At 68.2% G+C, this 16,343-nt stretch carries 11 protein-coding genes; 6 read left to right on the top strand and 5 right to left on the bottom strand.

The features are described from left to right. Nucleotides 1-14 precede the first annotated feature (14 nt). Genes ACZ6YI_RS13560 through ACZ6YI_RS13535 form a run of 6 tightly spaced genes read left to right on the top strand, consistent with a single transcriptional unit; the run spans nucleotide 15 to nucleotide 6,369 of the window. Nucleotides 15-1,778 (top strand): fatty acyl-AMP ligase, encoded by a 1,764-nt coding sequence (locus ACZ6YI_RS13560; protein WP_465779125.1) that lies wholly within the window; start codon nucleotides 15-17, stop codon nucleotides 1,776-1,778. Then, nucleotides 1,775-2,758 carry an NAD-dependent epimerase/dehydratase family protein gene (locus tag ACZ6YI_RS13555; RefSeq protein WP_440328708.1) on the top strand — a complete coding sequence of 328 codons (984 nt, stop codon included), beginning with the start codon at nucleotides 1,775-1,777 and terminating at the stop codon, nucleotides 2,756-2,758. Before ACZ6YI_RS13560 ends, ACZ6YI_RS13555 begins: the two co-directional genes overlap by 4 nt. Continuing rightward, nucleotides 2,755-3,009: an acyl carrier protein gene (locus tag ACZ6YI_RS13550; RefSeq protein WP_440328706.1), complete on the top strand. Its 255-nt coding sequence runs from the start codon at nucleotides 2,755-2,757 to the stop codon at nucleotides 3,007-3,009. Before ACZ6YI_RS13555 ends, ACZ6YI_RS13550 begins: the two co-directional genes overlap by 4 nt. Then, nucleotides 3,006-4,199 carry a serine palmitoyltransferase gene (spt, locus tag ACZ6YI_RS13545; protein WP_465779124.1) on the top strand — a complete coding sequence of 398 codons (1,194 nt, stop codon included), beginning with the start codon at nucleotides 3,006-3,008 and terminating at the stop codon, nucleotides 4,197-4,199. Before ACZ6YI_RS13550 ends, spt begins: the two co-directional genes overlap by 4 nt. Then, nucleotides 4,196-5,530, top strand: coding sequence for a lipopolysaccharide biosynthesis protein (locus ACZ6YI_RS13540; RefSeq protein ID WP_465779123.1), 1,335 nt, complete (start codon nucleotides 4,196-4,198; stop codon nucleotides 5,528-5,530). The genes spt and ACZ6YI_RS13540 overlap by 4 nt, the downstream gene beginning before the upstream one ends. Then, a complete protein-coding gene (locus tag ACZ6YI_RS13535; RefSeq protein ID WP_465779122.1) occupies nucleotides 5,530-6,369 on the top strand; it encodes a hypothetical protein in 840 nt (279 codons plus the stop codon). The genes ACZ6YI_RS13540 and ACZ6YI_RS13535 overlap by 1 nt, the downstream gene beginning before the upstream one ends. Here the strand turns inward: ACZ6YI_RS13535 and ACZ6YI_RS13530 are convergent. The 5 genes from ACZ6YI_RS13530 to ACZ6YI_RS13510 are packed head-to-tail and all read right to left on the bottom strand — an operon-like array spanning nucleotide 6,366 to nucleotide 16,261. Then, nucleotides 6,366-7,733, bottom strand: a complete 1,368-nt coding sequence (locus tag ACZ6YI_RS13530; RefSeq protein ID WP_465779121.1) for an efflux transporter outer membrane subunit — start codon at nucleotides 7,731-7,733, stop codon at nucleotides 6,366-6,368. The two genes, ACZ6YI_RS13535 and ACZ6YI_RS13530, sit on opposite strands and share 4 nt — an antisense overlap. After that, the gene (locus ACZ6YI_RS13525; protein ID WP_465779120.1) at nucleotides 7,730-10,843 is read right to left on the bottom strand and encodes an efflux RND transporter permease subunit; all 3,114 of its coding nucleotides are present in this window, start codon (nucleotides 10,841-10,843) and stop codon (nucleotides 7,730-7,732) included. Before ACZ6YI_RS13525 ends, ACZ6YI_RS13530 begins: the two co-directional genes overlap by 4 nt. Continuing rightward, complete coding sequence (locus ACZ6YI_RS13520; protein ID WP_465779119.1) at nucleotides 10,840-13,920, bottom strand: efflux RND transporter permease subunit; 3,081 nt, start codon at nucleotides 13,918-13,920, stop codon at nucleotides 10,840-10,842. Before ACZ6YI_RS13520 ends, ACZ6YI_RS13525 begins: the two co-directional genes overlap by 4 nt. Continuing rightward, entirely contained in the window at nucleotides 13,917-15,122 is a 1,206-nt protein-coding gene (locus tag ACZ6YI_RS13515; protein ID WP_465779118.1) for an efflux RND transporter periplasmic adaptor subunit, read from the bottom strand. Before ACZ6YI_RS13515 ends, ACZ6YI_RS13520 begins: the two co-directional genes overlap by 4 nt. Beyond that, nucleotides 15,119-16,261 carry a hypothetical protein gene (locus ACZ6YI_RS13510; RefSeq protein ID WP_465779117.1) on the bottom strand — a complete coding sequence of 381 codons (1,143 nt, stop codon included), beginning with the start codon at nucleotides 16,259-16,261 and terminating at the stop codon, nucleotides 15,119-15,121. The genes ACZ6YI_RS13515 and ACZ6YI_RS13510 overlap by 4 nt, the downstream gene beginning before the upstream one ends. Between the last annotated feature and the right edge of the window lie 82 nt (nucleotides 16,262-16,343).

The following is a 16,343-nucleotide window of genomic DNA, read 5'->3' as shown; positions in this document are numbered from 1 at the left end:
TAGCGGTAGAAATAATGAGCGCTGACGGAAATCTTCCTACTCGCATAGTGGCGGCTACGCCCACCATCAACTCGGTGCCCCTGCGCCCGGGCGACTTCGCCACTTTGGCGGAGGTGCTGGACTATGCGGCGACCGGCACGACCGGCGCGAACTTCTATGCGGGCGGCAAGCTGGTCACGGCGCTCCCTTACGCTACCTTGCGAACGCAGGCGATTGACCTTGCGCAGCGCCTGGCCTCGCTCGAGCTGCCGCGTGGCGCTCGCGTGGCCATCGTTGCGGAAACCAACGCCGACTTCCTCCGCTTCTTCTTCGCATGCCAGTACGCCGGCCTGGTGCCCGTGGCGGTGCCGTCGGCCGTGAACCTCGGCGGCCATGACGCCTTCGTGCTGAAGCTTCGCGGCATGCTGCAGGCATCCGACGCGGCACTCGCCGTGGCGTCCGAGACGTTTCAGGGCTTCCTGGGTGAAGCCGTACGCGATACGAACGTGGTCATGTGGGGCGAGCCGTCGGCGTTCGACGCGCTGCCCGTGGCCGGTGCGACGCTCGAGCCGATCGGCCCGGATGAAGTGGCGTACCTCCAGTTCACTTCCGGTAGCACCGGCACGCCCAAGGCGGCGGTGATCACCGAGCGCGCGTTGCTCGCCAACCTGCGCGGCTCGATCAACCATGGCCTGGTGCTGCGCGAGGACGACCGCTTCGTCTCGTGGCTGCCCTTCTATCACGACATGGGCCTGGTCGGCTGCCTGCTCACCGTCATGGGCGGCCAGCGCTCCATCGATTACCTGGACACGCGTGAATTCGCGATGCGTCCGCGTCGTTGGCTGGAACTCATGAGCGAGTCGAAGGCGACGATCGCCTACAGCCCGCCCTTCGGTTACGACATGTGCGCGCGCCGCGTGCGTCCCGGCGACATCGCTTCGTACGACCTCTCGCACTGGCGCATCGCCGGTATCGGCGCCGAGCCGATCCACCCGGACGTGGCGCTGAAGTTCGCCGAGCTGCTCGCACCGGCAGGGTTCGATGCGAAGGCATTCGTGCCGTCGTATGGCATGGCGGAAGCCGCGCTGGCCGTGAGCTTTGCTCCGCTGCGCGGTGGCATGGTCGTCGACTGGATCGACCCGACCGACCTTTCCGACCACCTGCGCGCGACGCCGGTGGCCGAGGGCCAGGGCACGCCGTTCGTCCGCTGTGGGCCGGTGCTGCCCGAGCATGAGCTCGAGATCCGCGACGATGCCGGCCACTCGCTGGCCGATCGCCACGTCGGCAAGATCCTCGTCCGTGGCCCGAGCGTCATGTCGGGCTACTACCAGCAGCCCGAACTGAGCGGCGACGTGCTTGGGGCCGATGGCTGGCTCGACACCGGCGACATCGGCTACCTGGTCGATGGCGAAGTCGTGATCACGGGCCGCCACAAGGACATGATCATCGTCAACGGCCGCAACATCTGGCCGCAGGAGATCGAGCGCATCGTCGAGCGCCAGCCCGAGCTTCGCTCGCAGGATGCTTCCGCATTCAGCGTGCCGGGCCCGACCGGCGCCGAGATCGCTGTCGTGGTCGTTCAGTGCAACACCGATGACACCGCTGTCCGCGTCGCGCTGGTCCAGCGTATCCGCCGCGAACTGCTGGAAGAACTGGGCGTCGATTGCCTTATTGAACTGGTGCCGCGCCACACGTTGCCGCGCACTTCGTCCGGCAAGCTTTCGCGCTCGGCCACCCGCAAGGGTTACCTGGAACGGCAGGCACAGGAGCAGGTCCTTCGGGTCGCGGGTTCGCGATGAACGAAGCGCTCGACGACGGCACGCCGGTCATCGCATTGACCGGTGCCACGGGTTTCATTGGCGCCGCGTTGAGTGAGCACCTGGTCAAGGCGGGCTACCGCGTCCGCGCGCTGTACCGCCCCCGCCGCGGCCGGACCATGCCTTGCGCCGATGGCCTCAAATGGATCGCTGGCGATCTCGACGACCAGGACGCGCTCGCTGAACTCATGCGCGGCGCGGTGGCCATGGTCCATTGCGCGGGCAGCGTCCGCGGTGCGAGCCAGGCCGATTTCGACCGGGTCAACGAGCAGGGCGTGATCCATGTCGTCGATGCCGCGGTGCGCGAGCCGGCGTGCCAGCGCTTCCTGCTGATTTCATCGCTTGCCGCGCGCGAGCCCGCGCTCTCCGACTATGCCGGCAGCAAGCGCCGTGGCGAACGCGCGCTGGCCGAGCGTGCCGGCCGGCTCAACTGGGCGGCGATCCGCCCACCCGCCGTCTACGGCCCGGGCGACCGCGAGATGCTCCCGCTGTTCCAGGGCATGGAGCGCGGCATCGCCGCGATCCCGGGCGCCGGCGATGGCCGGTTCTCGATGATCCACGTGGCCGACCTGGCGTCGGCCGTGGTGGCCTGGCTCGGTGCCCGCACGGAAAGCGGGGCTATCTACGAGCTGGATGACGGCCACGCCCGTGGCTACGACTGGGATACCGTCCTCGGGACGGCGGCACAGGTGCTGCGCCAGGGCGCGCCCATCCGCCGCCTGAAGATCCCCGTCGCCGTCCTGCGCACCGTGGCCCAGGTGAACCGCCTGGGTGCCCGCCTCTTTGGCTATGCGCCGATGCTGACCCCCGGCAAGGTGCGTGAGATCACGCACGCCGACTGGGTCTCCGACAGCACGGCCTTCGTACAAGCCACCGGCTGGCGGCCCGTCGTAAACTTCCGCGATGGGCTGGCCCAGACCCTTGGCAAATCTCCTGCCGCTTTGACCGGATTGCCCGAATGACCCACCAGAACATCGTTGCGCAGGTGATCGAACTGATCACCCAGCTGCCCGATATGCGTTCCCCCGCGCACATCACCGAAAAGACCGGCCTCACCGGCGACCTGGGCCTCGACTCGCTGAAGGTCATGGACCTGGTCGTGCTGGTGGAGGATCACTTCGACATCTCCGTGCCGGTCAACGAACTGGCCGATATCAAGACGGTGGGCGAGTTCGCCACGCTGATCGGCAAGATCGTGGACAAGCACGCATGAAAGAGAACGCCCGCCTCCTGGCGGTGCAGGCCGTCCGCCAGGAGCTGGCGACGCTCGGCATCGATCCGTTCGGTATCCAGATCGACGAGATCCTCTCGCCGACGGAAGGCCTGATCCAGGGCCGCCAGACGATCCTCGCCGGCACCAACAACTACCTGGGCCTGACCTTCGACCCGGATTGCATCGCCGCCGCGCGCGATGCCCTCCAGAGCTCCGGTACGGGCACCACGGGCTCGCGCATGGCGAACGGCAGCTATGCCGCGCACCGTGAGCTGGAGCTCGACCTGGCGCGTTTCTACGGCAAGCGCGACGCCATCGTGTTCTCCACGGGCTACCAGGCCAACCTGGGCATGATCTCGGCCCTGGCCGGCCCGGGCGACACGGTGCTGATCGACGCCGACAGCCACGCGAGCATCTACGACGGCTGCAACCTGAGCGGCGCGAACACCATCCGCTTCCGCCACAACGATCCGGAAGACCTGGCCAAGCGCATGCGCCGCCTGGGCGACGAGGCCGCCAACGCGGTCGTCGTCATCGAGGGCGTGTACAGCATGCTCGGCGACCGCGCCCCGCTGCGCGAGTTCGTGGACGTGAAGAACCAGTTCGGCGCCACGCTGCTCGTGGACGAGGCCCACTCCATGGGCGTGCTGGGCGAGAAGGGCCAGGGCCTCTGCGAAGAGACCGGCACCCTCGACGGCATCGATTACGTCGTCGGCACCTTCAGCAAGAGCCTCGGCAACACCGGTGGCTTCTGCGTGGGCGACGCCGAAGAGATGGACGTGCTGCGTTACGCGAGCCGCCCCTACGTATTCACCGCCTCGCTGCCGCCTGCCACGATCGCGGCGACGCGCATGGCGTTGCGCAAGCTCGAGGCGGCCCAGGACCTGCGCCAGCGGATCCGTGAGAACTCGGCGCGCCTACATGCCGGCCTGAGCGCACTGGGCTTCCGCCTGGGTGCCCCGGCGAACGCCGTGGTCGCCGTGCTCGCGGGCGAGAAGATCGAGGCCCTGCGCTTCTGGCACCACCTGCTCAAGCACGGCGTATACGTGAACGTGATGGTGCCGCCGGCCACGCCGGGCAATGAATCGCTGCTCCGTTGCAGCGTCAGTGCCGCGCACACGCCGGAGCAGATCGACGCGATCTGTGCCGCGTTCGCCAGCTGGCCCGGCCGCAACGCCGGTCACCAATGAAGCACTGGTTTTCCGATGGCGCGTTCCGCGCCATCGTGCGCAACGCGACCTACCTTGGCTCCAGCAACGTCGTCGGCGCGCTGCTGGGCTTGCTGGCGCTCGCCTGCGCCGGCCGCGCCATGCACCCGGCGCTGTTCGGCGTACTGGTGGTGGTCCAGGCCTATGGCAAGACGGTCAGCGATATCGCCAAGTTCCAGACCTGGCAGTTCATCGTCCAGTTCGGCACGCCGGCGCTCGCGCATAACGACCTGAACCGCTTCCGTGACGTGGTCGGCTTCTCGTTCGGCCTCGATCTCGCCAGCGGCGCTGTCGCGCTGGTCGGCGGCATGGTCCTGCTGCCCTTCCTCAGCCACGCGGTCGGCATCCCGCCGGGCGATTTCTGGTGGGCGCTGGCGTACTGCACCCTGATCCCCACGACGACCGCGGCGACGCCCACCGGCATCCTGCGCTCGATCGACCGTTTCGACCTGATCGCCGTGCAGCAGGCGATCACGCCGTTCCTGCGCGCCGTTGGCAGCGTCATCGCGTACTTCGGCGATCTCGGCTTCCCCGGCTTCATCGCGACCTGGTACGTCTCCAGCCTGGCCGGCGATGCCGCGCTGTGGTGGTTCGCCGTGCGCGAGCTGCGCCGGCAGAACATCCAGGATGCGCTCCGGCCCAAGCTGTTCAGCGCGGCGCGCCGGATCAAGGGCGCGTGGGATTTCGTCTGGACCACCAATTTCGCGCACTCGATCTGGTCGGCGCGCAACGCCGGCAGCAACGTGCTTGTCGGCATCGTGCTGGGCCCCGCCGCGGCCGGCCTGTTCAAGGTCGCACTGACCTTCTTCGACGCCGCAGGCACCCCTGCGTCGCTCATGCAGAAGAGCTTCTATCCTGAGATCCGCCGCCTCGACCCGGCCAGCGACCGCCCGTGGAAGCTGGGCCTGCGCTCCGGCATGCTCGCCGGCGGCCTGGGCGTGCTCGTGGCCGTGCTGGTCATCGGCGTCGGCAAGCCGCTGATCGGCGCCGTGTTCGGCAAGCAGTACCTCGAGGCGTACGACCTGTTGCAGGTCATGTGCGCCGCGCTGGTCGTTTCCATGGCCGCGTTCCCGCTCGAGTCCCTGCTCTACATCGCCAACCGCCAGCGCGCCGCGCTGGTGGCCCAGGCGCTCGCCGCCCTTGCCTACGTGGGCCTGCTGATCGGCCTCAGCCATGCGTACGGCATCATGGGCGCCGCGGTGGCCTACTTCGGCGGCCAGTGCCTGGACGCGCTGTTCTCACTGGTGCCGACGCTGGGCGCGTACCGCAACCGGCATAAGCTCACGTTCTACGCGCCTGAGGAAGCAAGTTGATGAACGGCATCGGTGGTTTGCGCTGGCAACGATTCCCGAAGGAAACCCTTCGGCGATTGTTCGATGCCGTCGATACCGACGATGTCGTGGATGCGCACGTCGACCTGCCCAACCCGATCGTGCTGGCCTGCCCGGATGAATGGATCGAGCGCTGCTACGCGCTGTGCCTGCAGTTCTGGGAAGACGGCGTCACCCGCGCGGAGCTGATGCACCTGGTGGACAAGCTGCTCCGCAACGAGGGGCTCAGCGCCGACGATCGCATCCAGTACAAGAACATCCGCGCGCGCTACAAGCACCTGCGTTTCGCGCAGCGCCTGTACGGCAAGCGGCACCGGTCGGGCTTCGTGTTCGACCTGACCACGCGGATCATGGGCCACCTGCAGGATGCGTTCCGTGGCGGCAAGCGCAGCCGCGTGGTGCGCCGCGGCCTCGAGCTGAAATGCCTGCTTTCGCGCCCGGTGTGGCGGATGGTCCGCCGCGGCCTCATCAACATGGAACTCGATAACGAGGCCGGATTCCTCGCGCACCAGCGCGCGGAGATCCGCCGCCTGAAGAAGGCCATGGCACGCACCAGCTTCGCCGGCCACCAGTTCCACACCGTGCGCAAGATCATCAGCATGCAGGTGTCGTACTACGACACCCTGCGCTCGATCGAGCCGACCGAGCACGCGCTCCGCATGTCGCGCTTCCTGGCGGCGATCAACGGGCTGATGGGTGCGCGCCACGACGAGATGGTCGCCGACCAGCTCTCGGGCCGGCGCGACTACCGCACGCCGACGCCGCTTGCGGCACAGACCCGTACCCGACTCGAGACGCTCGTCGCCCACTACCCGCTTTAGCGGGCAGCGGTCGCGTCGGTCGGGGTTTCCTCTGGCTGCCAGCCACCGCCGAGGGCAACGACCAGGTTCACGCTGGCGTCGAGCTGGCGGCGACGCAGTTCAAGGTTGCCGCGCACGGCGTTGAGCGCGGTATTCGCCGCATCCACGACCGCCGGGTAATCGGCCACGCCCTCGCGGTACTGGTTCTGCATCACGCGGTCCGCCTCGGTCGCCGCCTTCGCGGCATCCGCGTGCAGCTGCGCCGTACCGGCCAGCGTGCTGGTCACGACCAGGCCGTCTTCCACCTCGCGGTAGGCATCCAGCACGGTCTGCCGGTAATTGGCCACGGCCTCGTTGTAAGCGGCACCGGCGTTCTCTTCGCCACCCTCGAGGCGGCCACCGGCGAACAGCGGCGCATGCGCGTCCACCGTGCCCGTGGGCCCGCGACGGACGCCGATGCCCGCGGCCAGGCTGATCGAAGGCAGCGTCTGTGCCTTGGCGACACCCACCCGCGCGTTGGCGGCGGCCATGCGCCGCTCGCTTGCGACGACATCCGGGCGACGCGTCAGCAGCGTGGCCGGCACGCCGGCCGGGATCTCCGGCACCGCGACATCGAAAGTGGCGACCGGGGCGATCGCGAAGTCGGCCGGCGCCTTGCCCAGCATCACCGCGATCGCATGCTCGAGCTGCGCGCGGCCGCTCTTTGCATCGGCAAGCTGCAGCTGCGCGGCACTGGAGCGGACGAGCGCATCGGCCACGTTGGCACTGGATGCCTGGCCTTGCGCGTACTGGTTCTGCACCATCGTGTGCCAGCGGGTGCCGACATCGGCCGCGCGCTCGATCAGTGCGATGAGCGCGTCATCCTCGCGCAGCGCGAAATAGCTCTGCACCACGCGTGCCTGCATCGAGAGCGTGGCGCCAGCCAGGTCGGCCTGGCTGGCCTGCGCGGAGGCGCGGTGCGCCTCGACGTCACGGCGGATGCGGCCCCACAGGTCGATGTCCCAGCTCACGCCCAGGCCGAAGTCATTTTCGTTGCGCTGGCCGGACTTGAACGAGCCCACGCCGATCGCCGGATAGGCCGGGCCACCCGCGACCTTCACCAGCGCCTCGGCTTCGCGCACGCGCGCCTCGGCGGCGGCGAGCGACTGGTTGTTCACCTCCACCTGCGAGACCAGCGCATCGAGCGTGGCGTCGTTGTAGATCGACCACCATTTGCCCGCAGGCATCGGAGCCGTGGCGCCCGGCGCCTGCGCCTCCTTGTACGCCGCGGGCGCGGGCGCCGCCGGGCGGACATAATCCGGACCCACGGTGCATGCGGCGAGGCCGACAACGAAGCCTGCCGCGGCAAGCGCGCGCACGAAGGCGTTCACGGACGGCGCGCTCATGCGAGCGGGCCCTTGCCGGTCGTGTATCCCGCCCCGCGCCGGGTCCCGAAGCTGTGCAGCCATTGGCTTGTCCACCTGCTGAATCGATCAAGGTAAAGGTACACAACCGGGGTCGTGTACAGGGTCAACACCTGGCTGAGGATGAGGCCGCCGCCCATCGCGATACCGAGCGGCTGCTGCATCTCCGAACCATTGCCGCGCGAGAGCGCGAGCGGCACCGCCGCGACCATCACCGCCAACGACGTCATGAGGATCGGACGGAACCGCAGCCGGCAGGCCTCGTGGATCGCTTCCAGCGGCGTCAGGCGCCCTTCCCGGCCGGCGGCCAGGGCGAAGTCCACCATCATGATCGCGTTCTTCATGACGATGCCGACGAGCGAGAAGATGCCGACCAGTGCGATCACATCCAGGTCGGTGCGGAACAGGATCAGCGCGAAGACCGCGCCGACGGCCGCGGACGGCAGCGTGCTCAGGATCGTGATGGGATGCACGCAGCTCTCGTACAGGATGCCGAGCACGATGAACAAGGTCAGGAACGCGCCGAGGATCAGGGCCGGCTCGCTATCGGCCACCTGCCGTGCCGCGCCCGCGGCGCCCTGGTAGCTGCCCCGCACCGAGGTCGGCACGGCGAGCTTGCGCATGGCGCCTTCGATCAGCTGCGTGGCCTGCGCCAGCGAGACGCCGGGCACGCGGTCAAACGAAATGGTGGCGGCAACCGACTGCCCGTAGTGCGCGATATCCAGCGGGGTATCGAACTCCCGCACCTGGCCCAGCGCCAGCAACGGCACGCTGTTCCCACCCGCTGCGGGAACCGTAAGGCGATCGAGGCCCTGCGCGGATCGCGCGAACTCCGGCGCCACGCCCATCACCACCGGCACCTGGCTGGTCGGCGTGAACACGGTGGTGACCCGGCGGTCGGCGAAGGCATCGCGGAGGACACTATCGATCCGCGAATAGCCCACGCCAAACTGCGCGGCCACGCCACGGTCCACATCGAGCGATGTCGCGATGCCCACGTTGCCGGCATTGCCGTGCACGTTGGTGAGCTGCGGCAGGGCCAGCATGGCCTGCACCACCCGTGGCGTCCATTCGCGCAGCAGTTCGGGCGAATCCGCCTGCAGGGTGAATTCGTTCGACGAGCGGCTGCGGCGGCCGCCGACACGGATGTTCTGCACGGACGTGACGGTATAGATGCCGCCCTCCTTCCCCGCGAGCTTCCGGTTCAGGCGCGCGGCGACTTCGTCAGCCGTGGCCGTGCGCTCCGAGAGCGGCTTCAGCGTGACGAACAGCGAGCCATCGTTCTGCTCAAGGTATCCGGCCACCGATGCGACGCCGGGATCTGCGCGCACGATGTCGATGAACTCGGCCAGCCGCGCCCTCGCCACGGGGAAAGCGGTACTGCCGCCCGCGTCGAAATCGCCGGTGAGCTCGCCGGTATCCTGCCGCGGGAAAAAGCCCTTGGGCACGACCACGTACAGGACGACGCTGAGGCACAAGACCACCAGCAGCGAGAGCATGGTCAGCGGCGCATGGCGCAGCGCCCACACGAGGCTCCGGTCGTAGCGCTGCTGCAGGCGCGCCAGCGACCGCTCGCTCCACTGGTAGATGCGGCCATGCGCGCGTGCCGTGCCGGCGGGGCGCAGCCATTGCGCACACCACATCGGCACCACGGTCAACGACACCACCAGCGAAATGGCGATCACGGTGGCCAGGGTCACCGAGAACTCGCGGACGAACAGGCCGACATAGCCGCCCATGAGCAGCATCGGGATGAACACCGCGATCAACACCGCGCTCATCGACACCACCGTGAGCCCGACCTCGCCGGCACCCACGCGCGCCGCTTCACGCGGCGGCAATCCGGCCTCGAGGTGGCGGGAGATGTTCTCGACGACCACCACGGCGTCGTCCACCGCGAAGCCCACGGCGATGGTCAATGCCATCAGCGAAAGAATGTCGAGGCTATAACCCAGCGCCTTCATGACGATCATGGCGCCGAGCATCGCGATCGGCGCGACCGCGCTCGCGATGATCGCCGCGCGCCAGTCGCGCAGGAACAGCAGCATCACCACGACGACGAGCACCACGGCCAGGGCCAGCGTGTGCTCGGCGCCGCGCAGCGATGCGCGCACGGTGGTCGCGCGATCGACGATCACGCTCACATGCATATCGCCTGGCAATGACGCGCGCAGCACCGGCAGCCGCTGCATCACGCCATCGATGACCGAGATGGTGTTGGAACCGGGCTTGTGCCGCACGAGCGCGAGCACCGCCGGTTCGCCGTTGGCCAGCGCGGTGGTGTGGGGATCGCGCACGCCCGCCGTCGCGCGGCCCACGTCGCCGAGGCGCACCACGGCACCATCGCGCTGCGCGACCACCAGCGACTGGAAGGCCTGCACCGAATCGAGCTGGCCATTGGTCGCCACCTGCAATGCACGGTCGCCTGCTTCCACCACGCCCGTCGGCTGGTTGGACACCGCGGATGCGAGTGCACGCCGCACGTCTTCAAAACCGACACCGCGCTGGCTCATGGCCTGCGGATCCAGCGCGATGCGGAACGCCGGCACGGAGCCGCCGACGAGTTCCACATCGCCGACGCCATCCACCTGGGCCAGGGTCTGGCTGAAGGTGGTCGACGCCACGTCGTACATCTGGCCCGGCGTCGCCTGGCGCGAGGTCAGCGCGAGTACCAGCACCGGCGCATCGGCCGAGCTCACCTCGCGGTAGCTCGGGCTGGCCGGCATATCGGGCGGCAGGTCGCTGCGCGCCGCGTTGATCGCACCCTGCACATCGCGAGCCGCCGCCGTGGTGTCGCGCGACAGGTCGAACGTGAGGCGGATGTCGGTCTGCCCTTCCGAGTTCACCGAAGTCATCTCGGTGAGCCCGGCGATACGGCCGAGCGAGCGCTCCAGCGGTGTCGCCACCGCCGCGACCATCGTGGCCGGACTCGCACCAGGCAGCGCCGCCGACACCTTGATCGTCGGCACGTTCACTTCCGGCATCGAGGCGATGGGCAGCAGCCGCCACGCGAACGCCCCGGCGATCACCAGACCCAGGCACAGCAGCGTCGTCGCTACCGGTCGATCGATGAAGAGCCGGGACACGTTCATGCCGCGCGCCTGCGTCCGACCACGCGCTCGAAGGCGAGGTAGATCACCGGGGTGGTGAACAGCGTGAGCAGCTGGCTGACCAGCAGGCCCCAGAAAATACCCACGCCCAGCGGATGGCGCAGCTCGGCACCCATGCCGCCACCCAGCATCAGCGGCAGTGCGCCGAGCATGGCCGCCAGCGTCGTCATGATGATCGGGCGGAAGCGCAGCAGGCTGGCCTGCACGATCGCATCACGGGGTGCAAGGCCCTGCTGCCGCTGCGCATCGATCGCGAAGTCGATCAGCATGATCGCGTTCTTCTGCACGATGCCTATCAACAGGATGATGCCGATCAGCGAGATCACATCCAGTTCGAAGCCGCCGACCCACAGCGCCAGCAGCGCACCGATGCCCGCCGACGGCAGCGTGGAAAGGATGGTCAGCGGGTGGATCGCGCTCTCGTAGAGCACGCCAAGCACGATGTAAACGGTAATCAGCGTCGCGAGGATCAGCCAGGGCTGCCCTTCGCGTGACTCTTCGAAGGCCTCGGCCGAACCTTCCCAGCGCAGCTGCGTGCTGGCCGGGAGATTGAGCTGCTTGTGCACCTTGTCCACCGTGGCCATCGCGCTATCGAGCGCCACGCCGTGTGCCAGGTTGAACGACACGGTGGCGGCGGGAAGCTGGTCGAGCCGGGTGACGACGAGCGGCGCCGTCCGCTCGCTCACGCGGGCGATCGACGCGAGCGGCACCAGCGACGCAGAGGCATCCGTCGAGCCGGGAGCGAGATACACGCCGCCGATCGCGCTGGCAGGGTTCTCGGCATTCGGCAGCGCCTGCAGGATCACCCGGCGCGGGTTGGCCAGCGAGAGCAAGGTGCCCACCTGGCGCTGGCCGAACGCGTTGTACAAGGCATCGCCGACCGCGGCCGAGGTGATGCCGTAACGGCTCGCCAGATCGTGATCGAGCTCGACGTATGCCTCGAGACCCAGCTCATCCTGGTCCGTCGTGACGCCCGTCAGGTCGCGCACGCCACGCAACGGCTCGACCACGCGCGGCACCGCCTGCGCAAGCTGCGCTGGATCGGCGTTCTCGATCGAGAACTGGTACTGGCCGCGGCTCACCCGGTCATCGATGGTGAGGTCCGGCACCGGCTGCATGTGCAGCGTGATGCCATCGACCTTGCGCGCCGCTTCCGCGAGGCGCGCCATCACCGCCGGCACGCGTTCGCGATGCGCCAGCGGCTTGAGGTGGATGAGCAGCTGCCCCGTGTTGATCGCGGCCGCGGCGCCTTCGCCACCGATGAACGATGCGACGCTGGCTACGGCCGGATCCTGCAGGATGACTTTCGTCAGCGCCTGCTGGTGTCGCGTCATCGCCGCGAACGACACCGTCGGCGGCGCCTCGGTGATGGCCTGGATATCACCCGAATCCTGCGCGGGGAACAGGCCGCGCGGCATCACCACGTAAAGCCCGATGGCAAGCACCGCCATGCCAGCGACCGCAAGCAGCGTACCGCGCTGCCGCGCCAGCACCCACTCCAGCCCGCGGGCGTAGCGCGCGAGCACGCCATCGAGCCACGCCTTGCCCTCGCGGGCGATGCGGCCCTGCGGCGCCTCCTGCGTACGGCGCAGCATGCGCGCGCACATCATTGGGGTCAGGGTCAGCGAGACCACGCCGGAAATCAGGATCGCCACCGCCAGCGTGACCGCGAACTCGCGGAACAGCCGGCCGACCAGGCCGCCCATGAACAGCAGCGGGATAAGCACCGCGACGAGCGACACGGTCAGCGACACGATGGTGAAGGCGATCTGGCGGGCACCGCTCAGCGCGGCCGCCATGGGTTCTTCGCCGGCTTCGATATGGCGCGAGATGTTTTCGATCATCACGATCGCGTCGTCGACCATGAAGCCGGTCGCGACGATCAGCGCCATCAACGTGAGGTTGTTGATCGAGAAACCCGCGAGGTACATCACGGCGAACGTGCCGATAAGCGAGAGCGGCACCACGATGCCCGGGATGAAGGTCGCCGTGCCGCTGCCGAGGAACAGGTAGATCACCAGCACGACGAGCGCGATGGCGAACAGCAGTTCGATCTGCACATCGCGCACGGCGGCGCGCACGGTCTCGGTGCGGTCGCTCAGCGTCGCGATATCGACCGCGGCGGGCAGCGTCGCGCTGAGCTGCGGCAGCACCGCGCGGATGCGGTCGACCACTTCGACGACATTGGCGCCCGGCTGCCGGCGGATGCGCAGGACGATCGCAGGCTCGTCGCCCGACCACGCGGCCTGGCGGGTGTTCTCGACGCCATCGACGATGCGGGCGACATCGCCCAGGCGCACGACCGCCCCATCGCCGTGGCTGACGACCAGGTCGCGGAAGCCTTCCGCGCTGTCGATCGGGTGGTTCAGGGCGACGTTCGACGTCCGCTCGGGGCCTTCGAGCGAACCCTTGGCCTGGTTGGAATTCGCATCGCGGATCGCGGTACGCAGGTTATCCAGGGTCAGGCCCTGCGAGCGGAGCCGCGACGGATCGGCCTGGACGACGATGGCCGGCTGCTGGCCGCCATCGATGCTGACGAGGCCGACACCCGATACCTGGGAAAGCTTCGGGACCAGGCGCATATCGGCGAGCTCGCGCAACGTGCGCAGCGGCAGCGTGCGCGAGGTCAGCGCCAGCGTCATCACCGGCGCATCGGCCGGATTCACCTTGCGGTACAGCGGCGGCTGCGACATGTCGGGCGGCAGTGCCGGTGCGACCGCATTGATCGCGGCCTGCACTTCCTGCTCGGCCACGTCGAGCGGAAGCGAAAGATTGAAGCGCAGCGTGATCGTGGAGCTGCCGGACGCGCTCGTCGAAGCCATCTGGCTCAGGCCGGGCATCTGGCCGAGCTGGCGCTCCAGCGGCGCGGTGATCGACGACGCCACGACCTGCGGGCCGGCACCGGGGTACGCGGTCACGACCTCGATGGTGGGGAAATCCACCTCGGGCAACGCCGAGACCGACAGGAAGCGGTAGCCGAACAGGCCCACCAGCAACACCGCCACGGCCAGCAGCGATGTCGCCACCGGCCTCAGGATGAAGATGCGGGAAGGATTCACGGGCGTGCGGACGGCGCGGAGGTGGCGGCGGCCTCGCTGGGACAGTCAGTCGAGGCCACCGGTGCGGCAGCCGCGGGTTCGGGCGCGGCCGTCGCGTTGACGACCGTGCCGGCGCGCAGGCGGTCGGCGCCCTGGACGACGACGCGCGCGCCCGCCTTCAGGCCCGAGCGGATCACCGTGGTCGCGTTATCGGCAGGGCCCGTCACGACCGGCACGGCGGTCGCGGTCTTGTCATCGCCGACCACATAGACGAAGGCGCCCTGGGCACCCTGCTGGACGGCGGCGGTGGGCACGAGCGTCGCGCTGGACAGCACATCCACCGGCAGCCGTGCAGTCACGAACTGGTTAGGCAGGAGCTCGTTGTTGGCGTTGGCGAACTGCGCCTCGAGCTTGACCGTGCCGGTGGCCGGATCGACCTCGTTATTGGCGGCCAGCAGGCGGCCGGTGGCCAGCGGCTGGGCCGGGTCGTCGCCGTACGCGGTGACCGGGATGCAGATGCCGCCACGCAGGCGCTCCAGCACATGCGGCGCATCCTGCACGGACACCGAGAACAGCACCTTGCTCGGCTGCGACTGGGTCACGACCGTGATGCCACGCGCATCGCCGGGTCCCACCAGGTTGCCCGGATCCACGCGGCGCAGGCCCACCGTACCGGTGATCGGCGAGGTGATGCGGGTGCTCGACAGTTGCAGGTTCGCCGTGCCGATGCGGCTCTGCTCCGACTTCACTTCGCCGGCGTACTGGTTCACCAGCGCCTGCTGGTCGGCCACGCGCTGGCGCGAGATCGAATCCTGGGTCAGCAGCGCCTGGTAATGCTTCAGGGTCTCCTGCGCGTTGCTCAGCTGCGCCTGGCTGCGCGCCAGGTCGCCGTTGGCGAGCTGCAGCTGCGCCTGGAACGACCGCGGGTCGACCTCGGCCAGCACATCGCCCTGCTTCACCTGCTGGCCGCCGGTGAAATTCACCTTCGTCAGTTCACCATCCACCCGGCTGCGGACCACCACGCTGTTCGCGGGGGTCACGGTACCCGGCTGCGAACGCGTCACCGCGAAGCTGCCCTGCCGGGCGACCGCGGTCACCACGGCGACCGGCTGGCCCTCCGCCGTGGTGTCGGCGGCCTTCCGGTGGCCAAGCCACCAGACCAGCGCCACCACGATGATGATGACGACGATGACGACGCCGGCCCGGGATGATGGCTTGCTCATGAAATGGTCTTCTCGTAGACGCGATAACGCTTGTAGTCACGGCCGCCGATGGTCTCGACGATGTTGCGCATGCCTTCATTGTCCTCGAGGATCCAGGACAGCTCCACCTGCTCCACGCCACGCGCCACGAGATGATGCCGCACGGCATCGATGACGAGGAAGGCCAGGCCGGGACCCAGCGGCGTGTTGTGGAACTCGCGGCGCACGCCCATCAGCGGCACGCGCGACGACTTCGGGAACTTCTTCTTCAGGCCCCAGAGCAGCTTGATCCAGTTGAACGGAAGCAGCTTGCCGTTGAAGCCCTTGATCACTTCATTGATGTTCGGCAGCGCCGCGATGAAGGCGGCCGGCTTGCCATCGACTTCGGCGATCTGGATCAGCTCCGGCGCGATCAGGAGCTTGAGCGTGTGTCCCAGGTCCTTGAACTCCGCCTCGGTGAACGGCACGAAGCCCCAGTTATCCGCCCACGCGTCGTTGAAGATCTCGCGCAGCGTGGCCAGCTCCTCGTCGTAACGCTTGGCGTCGAGCGGGCGCACGCGCACCGGCTTCTTCGAGCTGCGCAGCAGGCGGTCCATGACCTTCGGCGCGGGGAAGTCCGGCGCGATCATGTAGGCCAGCATGTCCTTGGCCTTCGTATAGCCGGCCTTTTCGATCTGCGTGGCGTAGTACGGGTAGGAGTGGCCCATCATGAAGACCGGCGGCGTATCAAAGCCATCGACGAGCAGGCCGACCTCGTCGTTGATCGACAGGCTGAGCGGGCCACGCACGCGCTTGACGCCCTCGCTGCGCAGCCAGGTTTCGGCGGCATCGAACAACGCGGCGAACGTTTCCGCATTGTCCTCGGCGTCGAGCATGCCGAAGAAGCCGGTGGCGTCCTCGTAGCGCTCCAGGTGCAGGTAATCGATCTGGGCAGTGATCCGGCCCACGAGCCTGTCGCCGCGGTAGGCCACCCAGCCCTTCCAGCGGGCGTGCTCGAACCAGGGGTTGGTCTTGGCGCCAAGGTGCAGGCGGCGTTCCAGCAGGAGCGGGGAAATCCAGTTCGGATCCGAACCCATGATGGCGCCAGGCACCTTGAGGAAGCGCCCCAGTTCCGCCTTGTTATCCAGCGGGACGATGCGCAGCGATGCGGAAGTATTCAAGGTCGCGGTTCCGTGAAGCGGTTACGAAAAATCTGAAAGAGAAGTGTAATGAGGGTCGCAAGGATTTGGTATACCCATGGGT

This window comes from Luteibacter sp. NPDC104163, assembly GCF_055584245.1.
The sequence above is the reverse complement of the archived record's forward strand: the minus strand, read 5'-3'. Positions and strand labels throughout refer to the sequence as shown.

Coding starts and splice junctions, on each gene's coding strand:
- ACZ6YI_RS13535 (WP_465779122.1), top strand. CDS start 5,530: ATGAACGGCATCGGTGGTTTGCGCTGGCAACGATTCCCGAAGGAAACC.
- ACZ6YI_RS13540 (WP_465779123.1), top strand. CDS start 4,196: ATGAAGCACTGGTTTTCCGATGGCGCGTTCCGCGCCATCGTGCGCAAC.
- spt (WP_465779124.1), top strand. CDS start 3,006: ATGAAAGAGAACGCCCGCCTCCTGGCGGTGCAGGCCGTCCGCCAGGAG.
- ACZ6YI_RS13525 (WP_465779120.1), bottom strand. CDS start 10,843: ATGAACGTGTCCCGGCTCTTCATCGATCGACCGGTAGCGACGACGCTG.
- ACZ6YI_RS13550 (WP_440328706.1), top strand. CDS start 2,755: ATGACCCACCAGAACATCGTTGCGCAGGTGATCGAACTGATCACCCAG.
- ACZ6YI_RS13555 (WP_440328708.1), top strand. CDS start 1,775: ATGAACGAAGCGCTCGACGACGGCACGCCGGTCATCGCATTGACCGGT.
- ACZ6YI_RS13560 (WP_465779125.1), top strand. CDS start 15: ATGAGCGCTGACGGAAATCTTCCTACTCGCATAGTGGCGGCTACGCCC.
- ACZ6YI_RS13515 (WP_465779118.1), bottom strand. CDS start 15,122: ATGAGCAAGCCATCATCCCGGGCCGGCGTCGTCATCGTCGTCATCATC.
- ACZ6YI_RS13530 (WP_465779121.1), bottom strand. CDS start 7,733: ATGAGCGCGCCGTCCGTGAACGCCTTCGTGCGCGCGCTTGCCGCGGCA.